12 protein-coding genes are annotated in these 15,703 nt (G+C 63.7%); 5 read left to right on the forward strand and 7 right to left on the reverse strand.

Translation table 11 applies throughout. From position 1 onward, the window contains the following. Positions 1-12 precede the first annotated feature (12 nt). Positions 13-948, forward strand: a complete 936-nt coding sequence (locus A7X12_RS01420) for an alpha-E domain-containing protein (RefSeq protein WP_198161822.1) — start codon at positions 13-15, stop codon at positions 946-948. Beyond that, positions 948-1,757 (forward strand): transglutaminase family protein, encoded by an 810-nt coding sequence (locus A7X12_RS01425; protein WP_064309863.1) that lies wholly within the window; start codon positions 948-950, stop codon positions 1,755-1,757. Before A7X12_RS01420 ends, A7X12_RS01425 begins: the two co-directional genes overlap by 1 nt. Before the next feature lie 107 nt (positions 1,758-1,864). Here A7X12_RS01425 and A7X12_RS01430 read toward each other — a convergent pair whose 3' ends face one another. From A7X12_RS01430 to A7X12_RS01445, 4 genes are all read right to left on the reverse strand, one after another. Further along, entirely contained in the window at positions 1,865-2,647 is a 783-nt protein-coding gene (locus tag A7X12_RS01430) for an arginyltransferase (protein ID WP_064309864.1), read from the reverse strand. 262 nt (positions 2,648-2,909) lie between these two features. Then, on the reverse strand, positions 2,910-4,193 hold the full coding sequence (locus tag A7X12_RS01435; protein ID WP_064309865.1) for a glycosyltransferase: 1,284 nt from the start codon (positions 4,191-4,193) through the stop codon (positions 2,910-2,912). Positions 4,194-4,282: 89 nt separating this feature from the next. Then, positions 4,283-5,815, reverse strand: a complete 1,533-nt coding sequence (locus A7X12_RS01440; protein ID WP_064309866.1) for an aminoacyl--tRNA ligase-related protein — start codon at positions 5,813-5,815, stop codon at positions 4,283-4,285. Positions 5,816-5,874: 59 nt separating this feature from the next. Beyond that, positions 5,875-6,846 carry a right-handed parallel beta-helix repeat-containing protein gene (locus A7X12_RS01445; RefSeq protein WP_232318242.1) on the reverse strand — a complete coding sequence of 324 codons (972 nt, stop codon included), beginning with the start codon at positions 6,844-6,846 and terminating at the stop codon, positions 5,875-5,877. A 439-nt stretch (positions 6,847-7,285) separates the two neighbouring features. Here A7X12_RS01445 and A7X12_RS01450 point away from each other — a divergent pair, with 439 nt between their 5' ends. Both A7X12_RS01450 and A7X12_RS01455 read left to right on the forward strand, forming a co-directional pair. Next, a complete protein-coding gene (locus A7X12_RS01450; RefSeq protein ID WP_332308497.1) occupies positions 7,286-8,635 on the forward strand; it encodes an oligosaccharide flippase family protein in 1,350 nt (449 codons plus the stop codon). Between the two features lie 73 nt (positions 8,636-8,708). Then, positions 8,709-9,689: a glycosyltransferase gene (locus A7X12_RS01455; RefSeq protein ID WP_064309868.1), complete on the forward strand. Its 981-nt coding sequence runs from the start codon at positions 8,709-8,711 to the stop codon at positions 9,687-9,689. 30 nt (positions 9,690-9,719) lie between these two features. On the opposite strand, the gene A7X12_RS01460 is transcribed toward A7X12_RS01455, so the two are convergent. Together A7X12_RS01460 and A7X12_RS01465 are read right to left on the reverse strand one after the other, a co-directional pair. Beyond that, the gene (locus A7X12_RS01460; protein WP_064309869.1) at positions 9,720-11,369 is read right to left on the reverse strand and encodes an O-antigen ligase family protein; all 1,650 of its coding nucleotides are present in this window, start codon (positions 11,367-11,369) and stop codon (positions 9,720-9,722) included. A 183-nt stretch (positions 11,370-11,552) separates the two neighbouring features. Next, positions 11,553-13,541 (reverse strand): LamG-like jellyroll fold domain-containing protein, encoded by a 1,989-nt coding sequence (locus tag A7X12_RS01465; protein WP_064309870.1) that lies wholly within the window; start codon positions 13,539-13,541, stop codon positions 11,553-11,555. Positions 13,542-13,733: 192 nt separating this feature from the next. On the opposite strand from A7X12_RS01465, the gene A7X12_RS01470 reads away from it, so the two are divergent. Next, a complete protein-coding gene (locus A7X12_RS01470) occupies positions 13,734-14,684 on the forward strand; it encodes a glycosyltransferase family 2 protein (RefSeq protein WP_064309871.1) in 951 nt (316 codons plus the stop codon). 42 nt (positions 14,685-14,726) lie between these two features. Here A7X12_RS01470 and A7X12_RS01475 read toward each other — a convergent pair whose 3' ends face one another. Beyond that, positions 14,727-15,620, reverse strand: coding sequence for an EpsD family peptidyl-prolyl cis-trans isomerase (locus tag A7X12_RS01475; protein ID WP_064309872.1), 894 nt, complete (start codon positions 15,618-15,620; stop codon positions 14,727-14,729). Positions 15,621-15,703: the final 83 nt, after the last annotated feature.

Below are 15,703 nucleotides of genomic sequence, written 5' to 3' on the forward strand. Positions count from 1 at the left end.
ACGCCCATGATGATGCTCTCCCGCACCGCCGCCGCGCTCTACTGGCTCGGCCGCTATGTCGAGCGCGCGGATTTCATCGCGCGGCTGGTGGAAGCCACGATCCGCCTCGATGCGCTTTCCGCCCGGCCCGCCGGGGAAGCCGCCTGGCTGAGCGCACTCGCCGTCAGCTATACCGACGAAGCGTTCGCCGCGACCGGCCATCCCGCGACCCAGGCGCATGTCGCGCGATTCCTGACGCTCGACGCCAGCAACCCCGGCTCGATCATCCGCTGCCTGGAAATGGCCCGCAACAACGCCCGCGCCGTGCGCACCGCGCTCACCCGCGAGGCCTGGACCGCGATAAACCGTGCCTGGTGGCTGTTCGCCAACCGTGCCTCGACCGGCGGCGCGACCGAAACGCTCAACCTGGTCGAACAGGTGAAGGGCGAGACGCGCGGCTTCGAAGGCGCGACGCACCGGATGATGCGCAACGAGGCGACGCTGCTGATCCAGCTCGGCGCCGCGATCGAGCGGGCGGACAACACCGCGCGACTGGTCGACGTGAAATATCATCTGCTGCTGCCGGCCGGCGAGAGCGTCGGCGGTGCGGTCGATCGCGACCAGTGGACGACGATCCTGCAGACCGTTTCCGCCGTCACCGCCTATCGCTGGCTCTATTCGGAGGGGTTGCGGCCGGACAACGTGATCGACCTGCTGGTGAGCCGGTCGGAGTTGCCGCGCAGTCTTGCTGCCTGCGTGGAGGAGACGGTGACGCTGCTCAGTGCACTCGCCAAGCGCACCGGCCTGCAGGGCGAGGCCGATCGCATGGCCCGCGCGCGGCTTGCCCGCTGCCAGAAGGCGCGTACGCCCGACATCATCGTCGGCGGGCTGCACGAATATCTGGAGAAGTTCATCACCGAGAACGCGCTGCTCGACGGCGCGATCGCTCGCCAGTTCCGGTTCCTCTGATGCGCATCGCCGTCGAACATCGCTCCATCTATCGCTTCACCCAGCCCCAGGCGCGGATCGTCCAGATGCTGCGGCTGACCCCCGGCGACACCCAGCACCAGACGGTGGTGAGCTGGATGGTGGGCGTCGATTGCGATGCGCGCCTGCGCGACGCGGTGGACGGCTATGGCAACGCCGTGACGATGCTCTACGCCGAGGGACCGATCGAGGCGATCGAGATCGCGGTCACCGGCGAAGTGCTGACCTCCGACAATGTCGGCGTGCTGCGCGGCACGGCCGAACCCCTGCCCCCCGCTTTGTTCCTGCGCACCACGCCGCGGACGGCGCCGAGCCCGGAACTCGCCGCCTTCGCCGCGGAAGTGGCCGGCGGCACCGCCGACCCGATCGAGCGGCTGCACCGGCTGAATCAGGCGCTGCATGCGCGGTTCCACTGCGTGCCCGACGTCCCCGACACCGGCCTTACCGCGCAGCAGGCCTTTGCCGGCAAGGCCACGGCATCGCGCGACGTGGCGCAGATGTTCGTCTCCGCCGCGCGCACGCTCGATGCCCCCGCCCGCTATGTTTCCGGCTATCGGCTCGACGATCGCGCGCAATGCGCGCCGCACGCCTGGTGCGAGGCCTGGATCGACGGGCTGGGCTGGGTCGCGTTCGATCCGGTCGCCGGCATGTCCCCCGACGGGGGCTATGTACGGGTTGCAGTCGGCCTGGATTCGGAAGGCGCCGCGGCCGTGGCGGGGCACCGCATCGGCCATGGCGAGGAACAGCTCGCGGTCGACCTGCATGTCGACCGGCTGGGCAACGAGGAATAGGCAAGCCCCTGTAGCGCGCGCCCTCCCGATGGACGCCGGCGGCTAATTGGACGGTCCGGGAGGGCGGCCCGCTTCGAAATGGCGGCCGGCGGTCACCGGCCCGTCGTTCAGGCGAATGCCGCCGCCATGGCGCTCGGCATCGCGCCGGTGTCTTCGGTATCGCCCAGCAGCGCCCAGCCGGTGGGGCCGAGCACTTCGATCGGACGATAGCGCGTCTTGTACGCCATGCGCGCGCTGCCCTTCACCCAATAGCCGAGATAGACATAGGGCAGCCCCGCGGCACGGGCGCGCAGGATGTGATCCATGATGATGAAATTGCCCATGCCGGGCCGCGCCTCGTCGTCCGTCACGAAGAAGCTGTAGATCATCGACAGGCCGTCGCCCTGCTGATCGGTGATGCACGCGCCCACCAGCCGCCCACGCTGCCCGTCGACCGACGGCTCGCGATATTCGATGACATAGGAGCTGACCGGCGACTGCTCGACCATGTCGGCATAGTCGCTCTCGTCCATCGCCGCCATGCCGCCACCGGGATGGCGGGAGTCGAGATAGCGCTTCAGCAACTCATATTGCTCGCCGGTCGCCCAAGGCTTGCAGGCGGTGACTTCGAGGTCGCCATAGCGCTTCATCAGCTTGCGCTGAGTAGCATTGGGCTGGAAGCCGTCCGTCACCACCCGCACCGAAACACAGGCGGTGCAACCCGCGCAGCTGGGGCGATAGGCGACCGACTGGCTGCGGCGGAAACCGATGCGGCTCAGCGCGTCGTTCAGTTCGCCGGCATGCTGGCCGGAAAGTTCCGTGAAGATCTTCCGTTCCTGGCGTCCGGGAAGATACGGGCAAGGCGACGGACTGGTAACGAAGAAACGCGGGAAACGAGATAATGCGGTCACCGCTCAGCCGTCCTCTGCTTCATCGGACCGTCCCGACCGGCCCCTCTTACGACGTTATGGGGTCGCTTTGGGATGATGAAAAGCGCGTTTACCATCATTCGGGAGCAGAACCGCAGCATCCGCTTTCCCAACTGGCGCGGAACGGGACGTTTTGGTTCGCCGGTAACCATGCATCGCCGCAAAGCGGGATCGGCCGCACTGGTTATCGGATAGAATCAGCCAGGCGGCCCTTGCTGCGCGCGAATCGATTCGGGCGACCGACTCAGGAACCGGCGTCGATGCCCAGGGCGTCGAGCGCCCGGCCGACCGCATCCTCGACCGCAATGTCCGCCCCCGCCTGTCGCGCACGACCGGCGATGGCGTCGCTACCGAGCAGTCGCTCGATCACCTCGGCAGCGCGGACTGCGGTGTAGCGACGCTTGGGCAGCACGAGGCCCAATCCGGCGCGGGCGATACGCGCCGCATTGTCGAACTGGTCGCCGAAGATCGGGCAGACGAGTTGCGGTATCCCCGCACGGATCGCTTGCCCCGTCGTACCGATGCCGCCATGGCCGATCACCGCGGCAGCGCGCGGGAACAGCTGCGAATGCGGGGCATATCCCACCACCAGCACATCCGGCCCGGCAAGTGCCTGCTGCTTCGTCAGCAGATCGTCGCCGACGAGCAACACCGCGCGACGACCGAGCCGGCGCGCGGCCTCCGCACTCTCGGCGTAGAAGCCGTCCTCGGCGTAGATGGCCATGGTGCCGAGCGTGAAGACCAGCGGCGGCGGCCCCGCCTGCAGAAAGGCTTCCACCGCGGCCGAAAGCCCCTGCCCGGCAAAGCCCCCGTCATAGAAGACGAAGCCCGTCTGGACGAAACACGCAGGCGCATCGGCGGGCGCCGGGGCGAAGGCGGGGGACCAGAGGCCGATGGCCCGGTCCACGGCGAGCGGGCCGGACAGCATCTCGTTGCCCGAAAAGGGGGGCGCTCCGATCCGCGCGCGCAAGGCGGCGAAGGGGCGCAGTTTCCGGGCATAGGTCCGTTCGGCCAGCCGCAGCAGCGGCCGCACCGCACGTGCCCCGAACCACCGCCGCAGCGCCACCAGCATGGTTTCGCCGCGCGGCAGCACCGGCGGATCCTCGGCGGAAAGCAGGGTGATGGGCTGGAGCAGCGCCGAGGCGAGCCGTACCCCCGCCGCCTGCGCCGCGATCCGCGCATGGATGGAGAAACTGCTGGTGAGCACGAGATCGGCGCTCGCGATCACCGGCATCAAGTCGGCCAGTGTCGCCTCGGCGTACGGCACCAGCACGCGATCGATGACGAAGCCGAAATCCGTGGCCAGAGCCCGCGCGATCTCGCCCTCGTCCATACCGGTATCGGCAAGCAGCTGCGGGCCATCCGGGCGGACGGGATGGAATTCGATGCCATGCCGCTCGGCGATCCCCCGCACCGACTCGGCGCCGGCGAAGACGGGTTCGTGCCCCCGCGCCTGCATGCCAAGCGCCAGCGCGATGAAGGGATGAACGTCCCCCAACGTGCCCATCGTCGCCAGTACCACCCGCATCGGCCCTGCCCCCTTCGCGGGAGCAGGGTGCTTGCAGGTGACACGAGGTCGGTCAAGCCGGATCCTCCCGGTTGGGGCGAATCCGACGATCAGTAGGCGCGCGCGACCAGAATGCGCTCGACCGCCGGCTTGCCGGTGAACAGGCAGGTGCCTTCGGCCGGGGTGGCATCGCCCGGCACGTTGCGGAAGGTGAGCTTGAGCGCCTTGAGCCGCTCGACCACCGCGTCCAGTTCGGCACCGGTCGGCTTCGCCCAGCTGACTTCGGCCCAGCCGGGGAACTTCACCGAATCGGCGAACATCGCGGCCAGCGCATCGAAGTCGGTCACGTCGCGGCGGATATTGCTGTCCAGCCGCTCGCGCGCGTCGAGATACAGGCCCTGCTGGATGCTCTCCAGGATCGCCGCCGCTTCCGCCACGAAATCACCGCGCGGCATGATCTGCGAATCGAGCTTGCCGTCCTCGCGATAGAGCTTGTTGCGCTGGATCACCGAAACATTGCCGCCGGCGACGTCGCGCCCGCCGACCTCGATCACGATCGGCGCGCCCTTCTTCAGCCAGCCCCAGCGCTTGGTCTGCGCCTTCACCGCCTTCAGGTCGAGCAGCGCGCGCACCGGTTCGCCGAGCGCGGTCAGCTTGGCGAGTTCGGCCTGGAACGACTTGCAATAGTCGATCGTCGCCGCGTCCTCGGGCTGGTCGCGCAGCATCGGCACGATCACGATCTGCCACGGTGCCACCATCGGCGGCACGCGCAGGCCGTCATCATCGCCGTGCACCATGATGAGCCCGCCGATCATGCGGGTGGAGACGCCCCAGCTGGTCGTCTGCGCCAGCTCGAACTGGCCTTCCGAATTCTGGAACTTGATGTCCTGCGCCGAGGAGAAGGTGGTGCCGAGGAAGTGCGAGGTGCCGGCCTGTAGCGCCTTGCCGTCCTGCATCATCGCCTCGATCGAGAAGGTCGAGACCGCGCCCGGGAAACGCTCATTCTCCGGCTTCTCGCCCGCGACCACCGGCATCGCCAGGCAGTCCTCCGCGAAGCTGCGATAGACCTCGAGCATCTTCAAGGTCTCTTCCTGCGCCTCCTCCACCGTAGCGTGGGCGGTATGCCCTTCCTGCCACAGGAATTCGGCGGTGCGCAGGAACATGCGGGTGCGCATTTCCCAGCGGACGACGTTCGCCCACTGGTTGATCAGCACCGGCAGGTCACGCCAGCTCTGCACCCAGCGCGACATCGCCGCGCCGATCACCGTCTCCGAGGTGGGACGGACGACCAAGGGCTCTTCCAGCTTCGCCTCGGGATCGGGGATCAGCTTGCCGTCCTTCTGGACGAGGCGGTGGTGCGTGACGACCGCCATTTCCTTGGCGAAGCCGTCGACATGCTCGGCTTCCTTCTCGAAATAGGAAAGCGGGATGAACAGCGGGAAATAGCAATTCTCGTGGCCCGTCGCCTTGATGCGATCGTCGAGCAGGCGCTGGATGCGCTCCCAGATGCCATAGCCCCATGGCCGGATGACCATGCAGCCGCGCACGCCCGAATCCTCGGCCATGTCGGCTTCGCTGATGACGGTCTGGTACCATTGCGCGAAATCGCCGTCGCGCGTGACGGAAAGGGCGTGCTTGATCATGTCCCAGCGCTTAGCGCACGGGCGCGCCGACGCAAGGGCCGGCACGCCGATCCGGCACGTCAGCGCTTGAAGAGGCCGCCGATCTTGTTGCCCTTGGGGACTTTCATCGAACCAGCGATAATGTACGCAGGTGCGGAGTTACCTGTAACGGTCGCAGGTGATGCTGTCTTGATCCAGGGCTTCATCGTCGGACCTGCCGTAATGACATTGTCCTTGATGACAATATCGCTGCCCGCACCGACAAAAATGGCATGCCACATCGTCGCATTGAATTTGTTGTTACTGATTTCTATGCGATCATACCCGCCGATATTCGCTTCATCTCCGAAAAATATTCCCTGGAACTCCTTGCCAGGAGCACTGTCGAACCAATTCTTGCGGATGATGATATCCTTGCAGGCAGATTTCTTGTTTCTCGTCCAGCATTGAATACCATCGGTATGCGCACCGGGATTGGGCTGGTAGTTAAAAAAGTGATTATTCTCGATCAACGCTCCCTTGGTACCGGGAATCTCCATGGAATCGGTAGCGAGCTCACTGAACGAGTTACCCTGGACGACGAGGTTAGTGGAATCATTCAGGACAAGAGCGACGTTGAGTTGCTTGAAGGTCACACCGGTCAGATTGAGACCATTGGTTCCGTGCGAAACGATGCCCATCTGGTCGTCACTGGCATTCCCGTTCAGACTTCCGTGGATGCTGCCCCTCCGAAAGACGATATTCTCCCCTGCGGTAATCGTCACAATACCGAACCAGTACGGCTCGCCCCCCCGGTTTCGCGTGAACTCGATGTCCTGAAACACCACGTTGCGCGCATTCAGCATGTTGAGTTTGGCAATGCGCGCCGGATGCTCCGGATCAGCGCTCCGCAGCGTAACCGGCTGAGCATATTTGATCTCGATGAATCGCTGCGCAGCATAGTCACCCGGCGCTAGAACGATCTCTTCCCCGCCGCGCGCCTTGTTGATCGCCGCAGTAAGCTGCGCTGGCGTCGATACTGCCACTGTGGTCATCAAGGCGAGTACGGCCATGGTCATCTCATATCTCCGGGCGTGGTAGAGGGGCAGAAGGCGCCCCACTACCTAGCGCCGCCTTGCACCCGGGTACAAGGACGGAAGCCTTGTTTCGACCCCATATTGTCGCGTCGCAGCATCATCACACCGGCCGCAAAAAGCCCCTCCCCAGGTCGCTTGACAGTTTGCTATTGCGCACCGCAACAGTCCTGCGGACACCGTGCACGAATCATGGGGTCAGCGATATAGGGCATACCTCGGCTATGCAGGCGACCGACTTCTCTACCGCGACGTTTTCGGGCAGTCGCCAGCTCACGCGGACAATCGACGGTCAGGAGGCGGCGTGAGCATAGGCCGCAACACTGCGACGAACCTCGCAGGCACGATCATCGCCAGCTTGGTGGGCATTCTGACGGTGCCGTTGTACCTGCACGCGATCGGCGCAGATCGTTTCGGCGTGCTGGCGATCGCGTGGCTCTTCCTGTCGACCTTCAACTTCCTTGATTTCGGCGTGACGCGCGCGACGCAATACAGCGTTGCGGCCAACGTTGATCGCGACCCGGCCCGCACCGCCAACATCGTATTCACCGCACTGACTCTGTGCGTGCCGATGTCGCTGATCGGCTTTGGCATGATCTTCGGAGCGATCAGCTATTTCTTCTCAGGCAAGTTCAACGGCAGCGCATCGTTACAGGCGGAGATCGCTAGCAGCGCCTATGTGATTGCGGCGTGCTGGCCGCTCGTATTGTTTTCCGCGGTGATCAATGGCGCGCTGCTGGGGCGGCGCCTTTTTGTGCTGGTCAACGTTTCAACCACCGCCTCCTCAGTGCTCTTTCAGGTGGTGCCGTTGATCGCCGCCTATGCCGCCGGCCCCCAGCTTCGCAACCTCCTGATCGCTGCGTTCATAGGGCGGGCATTGCCGATGCTTGGCCTGTTGCCCGCACTGAAGCGCAACATCCTGCAGCGGTTCGTCGTGCGCTTTTCTCGCCGGGAGGCTGGGATGCTTCTCGGATATGGAAGATGGGCGTCGCTGACAACGATCGTCGCGACGGCGCTGACCATGGCCGATCGCCTCATCATCGCTGCGGTTCTCGGGCCTGTGGCAGTTACGATCTACACCGCGCCGCTGCAGCTGGCGCAGCGCGTATCATTGCTGCCGGCCGCCCTTTCCAGCGCGCTGTTCCCGCACCTGCCGACGGCGGGGCCTGATGAGAAGCACAGCATGCAGGTGCGCGCGCTTCAGCTCATCTTGTCGTCCCTGACTCTGGCGATCGGCGGCGGATTGCTGATCACCGCCCCGTTCCTTGACCTTTGGCTGGGCAAGTCGATTGGCGGCGCGGCGACGCCCTCCGCGCTGCTGCTCTTTTTCGGCGCTTGGTGGACGGCGCTAGCAGTGATCCCGTTCAGCGGCCTACAAGCGACCGGCGACCCCAAGGGGAGCGCCATGATCCAGCTGGCAGAGCTCGTGCCGTTCGTCGCCGGCCTCTACCTTGCCGCCCATTATGGCGGAGTCGCCGCCTGCGCCGGCGTATATCTTGTACGCGCAGCTGCCGATTTCGCGCTGCTGGGATGGCGCGGGGAACTGCTATCCGACACTGCAAAGGGCGTGGGCATCTGCGCCGTCACGCTTACTATCGCCGCTCTGATCGGGGCGCTGTATCGGATTTCATTTCCCGCCTGGACCGCGGCAACCATCGTGTGGAGTTTCGCGATCGCCTTCTGCGCGTGGAGGATCCTGCCCCGCACGGACCAGCGTCTGCTCGCATCGCTTGTGGCGAGGCTGGTCCGACGGCGGAATGTGCCCTGAGAGCGACGATAGGAAACCTTAAGCTCTGACAGACAGTTTACGCGTTCGACACACAGCGTATCAAAAGGATCCCATGGCCGACGAGTTTTTGATGGGCGATCGCGCGATCCTGAATGCCGATGGCATTTCGTGTGATATCCTAATGGCGACCTACAACAGCGCCGCCTTCCTCCGGCCAATGGTCCGCTCGATCCGGGCGCAGCGCAACCGAGACTTTCGGCTGATCGTTCGTGACGACGGATCGCGGGACGATACGGTAGCAATCCTACGCGAGGAGCTCCAGGATTTTGGTCGGCCCGTCGTGTTGCTAACGGGGGAACCAAGCGGCTCGGCCAAGGCAAATTTCACGCGCTTGCTCCACCTTAGCACCGCGCCGTACACGCTCTACGCCGATGCCGACGACGTGTGGGACGATACGAAGGTTGACCTCACGCTCGACGCGCTGCGCATGGCCGAAGGGCGACTGGGCGCGGAGACGCCGATCTATGCCTATAGCGACGCGCGCGTCGTGGATGCCCAAGATGCCGTGATCGCCCCCAGCTATCGCGCCTACAAGCGCATGGGCGATCCTAGCACCTTCAGCCTGGCGACCATGCTGGTATGTGCGCCGATGATCGGCTGCGCGTCCGGTTCCAACCGCGCCCTCAACCTCCTTGCCCGCGACACGCCGCTGGACGCTGTGACCGGGCATGACTGGTGGATGCTACTCGTTGCCGCGGCTTTCGGTCACCTTGAGTCAATCGATCAGACGACGATGTCGTACCGTGTGCATGCCAGCAATTCATCGGCACCCAAGAAGTCGAGCTTCGTCGACTATCTGCTCGCCAGGGGGAAGATCAGCAAGGTACGGCGAGGGATGCACCTGCGCCGAATGCAGGCCCAGGCCCTGATTGACAAATTCGGCACCTCGCTGCCCGAGGAAACGCGGCGGGTGATCGAGCGCTTCGTGGATACCGGACGACAGAATTTTGTGCAGCGGCGGCAGACCCTGTTGTCCGGGGGCTATCTATATCATGATCTGCCGCGCAACGTCGCGATGTTGCTGGCATCCTGATCCTTCGCAAGGCGCCGCGGTAGCCGCCGCTCAGGCGGCGGCTCCGGCACGTGTTTTATGTGGCGCCCGAAGATCCCTGTTTAGGTATAGTAGCGCGGCGCCGATCCCGAACAGCATCCAATATAGATTGTCGTTGTCGCGTTGCGACAATACCGAACGGCTCAGCAGGAATACCGCGTAGACGGACACTAGCGCGAATTCCATCGGCATCCCCTCCGTGCGAGATCGAAAGCCGCGTAGCGCTAGCATCACCATCATCAGCACGACCCCGCCGAAGTAGCTGATCAACCCCACCAGCCCATTATCCGCCGCGGTCATCAGGAAGGCACTGTCGATTGACAGGAAGCCGGCCTCATTGTGCCAACCAACTGCCTGCGCACCATAGCCCGGTCCCCAACCGAAGATCGGTCGCTTGGCTACTGCCGGTACGGCAAGTCGGAATTGCTCCTGCCGGGCGTAGTTGCTGGCCTGGGCGGTCCCACCGCCGAGCACGCGGTTGTGAACGGCAGGCACGAACGCCACCGCCAACAACAGCACCAGAACGAACGCAGGATACATCATCGTCGTAGCAATGCCGAGAAGGCTTCCACGATCGTTGCGCCAGCGGCGGATCGCCCAGAAAAAGAGATACAGGACGTGCGCGCTGATGCCGCCGACCATCGCAAGACGCGCGCCGCTCAAATACGCCGAGACCACCAGCGCTAAATCGAAGGCGATCCAGAAAAGGCGGATCTGGGTCGTCTTCGCGTTAGCGATGCGATGCAATACGAACGGCATGGCGAGCGCGGTCAGCTCGCCCCACACCAACGGGGACGAGAAGGTGGTGACGACGCGGTAATGGCCTCGAAAATTGGGCGTGAGAATCACCTCCAGCATGTTCTCGTCGACCCGAAGGAACGACGGGATCGAGTTCGCCCAAAGAATGTGCTGCGCTCGGAACTCGACAAAGCCGATCACCATCATGACGCCCACGCAAAACAGCAGCCACCCGACCCACCAGTCGATCGAGCGCGTCCTGGTACCCAAGATCCAAAGGGTGATGAAGAACATCGGCGTGTTGACGAGCGTACCACCGATCCATGGCCCAATCGCCGCGAGCGGAGACGCGGAGAAGAGGGTAGAGAGGAACTGCCCGATGAAGAAGACGATGAAGAAGGTGGAGACGGGCCGCGTATCCTTGAGCAGCGTGGCCATTTGAGACCAGAAAGGACGCGACATCGAAAGGCAGATCAACAGGATGAGCGCTTGTATGGTGCCCACCACGCGCCGCGGTGCCATACGGGGCAAGCCGCTGGTCTCAAAAGCGAGATAAACCGGCCACAACAGCTGGATGACTAGATACAGAAGGAAAAGGCGGACTAGCAACTCGGTCGGCGCGGTCTTCGCATTGGGCAACGCCCAGATGACGAGAAGCGCGAGCAGGCCATATGGCGCTGCGATCATTGCCAGAAGGGTCGGCGGCAGAATCGCCGACGCAAGTCCGTAGAAGGCCGCAACGAGTACCACCGTTGTGACCAACAGGAGGCGGCGTCCGGCAATTGCCCAACCGGCACGTTGGGGAACATAGGAGGGCAGCACGTCCCGGCGCTTCTGGACGAGGGTTTCCAGCCAACGAAGCCGATGGCGTACGGCAAAGGCGCGAATCGGCTCTACACGGAACCCACGCGACGCGGTCGCCATCGACACCCTCCTCAATCAAACGAAATGGCACCGCTGCCGGGAAACAGCCGAAACAGCGCACGTCACCGCGGTTCGTTTGGTTCAGCAACACACAGAAAGCAAGCGGCGTGACACGGTTCGAAAGAAGGCGGGGGCGACGACGTGCGCCGCCCCCGCCTATCGTTCGCGCGCTACCTCCGCGCCTCAGACGTGATAGAGGTCAAAGGACAGTCGCTGCGCAAAGGTCGATCCACCAAGACCGGCAGACACGGTGCCCTCGCCGAGCAACGTCTTGTTGGCAAGCACCTGCTGGAGTTGTGACACCTGCGCCGTAGCGGTCGTCACGGTCGTCATCGTCGCCAGGGTCGCGGCAGGTGCCAGCGTCTGGTTACCCGCATTTGCCAGAACCTGGGTCGCGGTCGATACGATCCCCTTGGTGAGGCCATACTTGCCCGCATCCGAGCCAGCATTCTGCTGGGGGAGGCCAAGCGTCTGGACCTGCGCCCCGCTGAGCGCGACGTCCCGGATCTCGATGTCGCCGATCTTGGCACTCGCGGTACCACCGCCAAACGGCGATCCAAGATACAGACCCCAGGATTCGGGCGGCCGGGTCGTGCCGCTGATCACCCCCACACCCTTTTCGACACCGTCGACATAGATGATCGCCTGGCTACGCGCGCTGTCGTAGGTCACTGCGATCTTGTGATTTGCCGCATCGATGAGCTTCGCGCCCTTGGTGTTGAAGGCGAAGTTCTGGCCGGCCGCATTCGTCATCGAGAACGCGAGTTCACCATCCGCGCGCAGCACCAGGCCCCAGGAGCGGAAGATCCCGATAATCTGGCCAGCGGGGCTGGTCGGCGCGTCGCGCTGCAGGTCGAAGCTGAGCGTGAACGCCGACATGCCGTAGATCTGACGGCTGAAACCGCGATTCAGCTCCATCCCGCCGCCGGTGCGCAGCTGGAACCGATCGCCCTGGATTAGGTCCGGATTCGGTGCGATCGCCGTCTGGACCGAGTTCCAGCGCGACTGATCGACCACACCGTTGGCGTTGAAGCTGAGGTCCAGCACCAGCGACGGGTTGGCTGGCTTCGCTGCGAGGATCTGGCTGTTCACCAGCGCTGCGGCTGCGCTGCCCGCCGGCGGGTGATAGCCCATGCCGGGCACTATCAGATCAGCGAGACGCGCGGAGTTGACGGCGTTGATGCCGACGACCTGGCGCAGCGTGGCTGAATCCTGCTTGAGGATGGCATTCTTGCCCATCGTGAGGTTCGACGTGCCGTTCAGCACCAGGCTGTCGGTCACGTTGTCGGCAACCGTCCCGCCATTAATATTGTTGAGCTGGATCCAGAAATCCTGGGTATCCACCTTCGAGACGACCGTGTTCGAGACGACATTCACGTTCGAGCCGTTGGCGACCATGATGCCCTGGTACCACCCGGTCACGTACACCATGTTGTTCTTAATGTTGACGTTTTTGTAGGGAAGCTTTCCGCCCGTCTCCTCGCCCATGAAAATACCCTGCGATCCTCGGCCGGCGCCCTGCATGATCACATTGTTCTGAATGGTGATGTCGGTGTTGGCCTTGACCTTGTTGGCCGTGAAGAACTGGATGGCATCGGGATGCTCATCGCCCACCGGGAACAGATTGGTAAAGCTGTTTCCGTCGATCACCAGATTGCTCATCTCGGTGAAATTGGTGTGATCGCGACGATTGTTGAGAAAGCTGTTATTCAGCACCTTCATATCGTCGACATTCTGCACCAACATGCCGACCGTGTAATGGTCGATCGACGAGTTCTTAATGGTGAACCCCGTATTGTTACGGACATGAATGCCGTAGCCGAGCGATGCGGAAGGGTCACCCGTGCCGCCGCTGATGCCCATGCCATCCAAGACGACGTTGCTCGAGCTGTAGACGACGTTTACCTTTGCATCCTCGGTAGTCGCCATCACGCTGACCTTGGCGTCGATGTCCTTCAACGTCACGTTGCTTGAACCGGTGACGGCGAACTTCGTCACGTTCACCTTCGCTTTGGGATCCAAGGAAGTGATCGTTACGTTCGAGGTGAAGTTCTTGTTGACGACACTTACACCCGTATAGGTTCCGGCAGCCAGCTTGATTGTCTCGCCACCCTTTGCCGCCTTGATCGCAGCGTCCAGCTCCGTCTGATTCTTAACGATAATATCCGGCATGTGCGGTACTCTCACTAGTTCGACCCCACGTCGAACATTAACCCCACCAGCCTGAATACTATGGCCGCTTGAATATTGGCCAAAAGGACGCGGTAAACATTTCCTTTCCAGCCTCTCACGAGGCTAGAAAATCTGCGGCTGCTGCAATGGTTTGCCGCTCGACGCCGCATTGCAGCGTAGCTATGATGTGGCATGTCCGTATGCCCAGATCCTGAGGTCAGCGTCCTGGTGGTCGCCTACCAGTCGGTGCCGTTTCTCGCTGAATGCTTCTCGAGCATCGCCGCAGCCGCCAGGGGAACGCGGTTTGAAATCCTGTTGATCGACAACGGCGACGGCTCAAGCGAAGCCTTCACGCGCGCGCAATTTCCAGATGTTCGAATTGTCGCGAGCGAGGGCAATATCGGCTTCGGCGCGGGCAACAATCGTCTAGCACGGCACGCTCGCGCGCCGCGCCTGCTGCTCGTCAACCCGGACGCAGCACCGATGCCCGGATCGATCGATCGCCTGGTTGCGTTCTCAAAGCAGCGACCGGAAGCGGCAGCGTGGGGCGGCCGATCCTACTCTCCGAAGGGCGACCTCGACCCTGCGAATTTCATGGCGCTGCCGACACCGGGCGATTTTGTCGTATCCATCGTTGACAGCAGCCCGCTGCGTCGAGGCGGCCTCGCCCCCAACGCCGTCGAACCGGGCCCGGTCGATGTCCTGAACGGCGGTTTCATGATGGTGCGAACCGATGTTTGGCGGGCCATCGGCGGCTTCGACGAGGGCTTCTTTCTCTACGCCGAGGAGATTGATCTCTTCGAGCGCATCCGCAGCCGCGGCGATATCGTCCTGGTGGACCCCGGTGTAGGCGTCGTACACAATACGGGCAGTGGACAATCGATGTCGGGCAGCCGTCTGATATATTTGACGACAGGGCGCATGCATTATGCGCGCAAGCATTTCAGCCCGCTCGGCGCCTGGATTACTGGCTGCGCGCTATGGCTTACAGCAGCGAAATACGCTGCGATCGCACCGCTGCTCGCGCGGCTCAAGCCGCACGATGCGGACCGATTGCGACAGCTGGCAAAGGGTTGGCGGGCGGTGCTGAACGAACGTCCGCGCTGGTGGTACGGCTATCGCCGAACCGGCGATCCACGCTAAAAACCCGGGCCGCGCGATCGATGGCGGCCCGGTTCTCCAAGATCAGTTCCCGCCGGCAGGCGCGTTTCCGCCGTCCTTCGGTGCGGGGGCCCCGTTCAGCTGGGGCGGCGCGCCATAGCCCGGCTGGTACTTCACGCTGGCGCGCGCCTTCTTCAGGCGCTCGTTCAGCTGCGCGTCGGCCGCCTTGCTGAACCGCTCGGTGCGCAGCGAATTGAGCGCCAGCTCGCGCGCCTGGTCCGCCGGCAGCGGCTGGATGGTAACGCCGGTGATCACATTCGCGGTCAGCCCCTGCTGGCTCGGCAGGATGAACATCTCCTGCGGCGGCAGCGCCGCGATCTTGCCGGCGATCTCCGGCGGCAGCGCCGCGGTGTCGATCTGGCTCGGTGCGCGCCGGAACTGCACGCCGTCGGCGGTCAGCTTGGCGGCAAGCTGGTCCAGCGTCTTCAGCGGGGCGAACTGCTTGAACTTGTCCGCCGAGCCCGGCGGCGGGAACACGATCTGCTCGATGCTGTAGATCTTGCGCTGCGCGAACCGGTCGGGATGCGCCGTCTGATACTGGGCGATCTCCGCATCGGTCGGCTGCGCGATGCCGCTGGCGATCTTGTCGCGCAGCATGGTGGCGAGGATCAGCTCGTCGGCGCGGCGCTGCTGGATCAGGAAGGCGGGGGTCTTGTCGAGCTTCTGCTCGCGCGCGACCTTCACGAGGATCTTGCGCTCGATGATGCGCTGCAGCGCGAGCTGCTCGGCCAGCTTGCGATCCGTCCCCGGCGGCACCTGCGACGCCTGCACTTCCGCGTTCAGCTCGAAAACGGTGATTTCGTCGCCATCCACGCTGGCAACCACCTGCCCCTTGTCGAGCTTGCCGTCCTTGCCGCCGCAACCGGACACGGCAAGCGCGGCAGCCGCGACCGCCGTCACCAGGAACCATTTCTTCATGAAGACCTCCCCACCGGCACGGAATTGCGCACGGCACAAACTTCTACTTGAACCTATTCGGGCAGGCGGGCATCCGCAATAGC

Origin of the sequence: Sphingomonas sp. TDK1, from assembly GCF_001650735.1 — a bacterium.
Taxonomy (GTDB): Bacteria; Pseudomonadota; Alphaproteobacteria; order Sphingomonadales; family Sphingomonadaceae; genus Sphingomonas.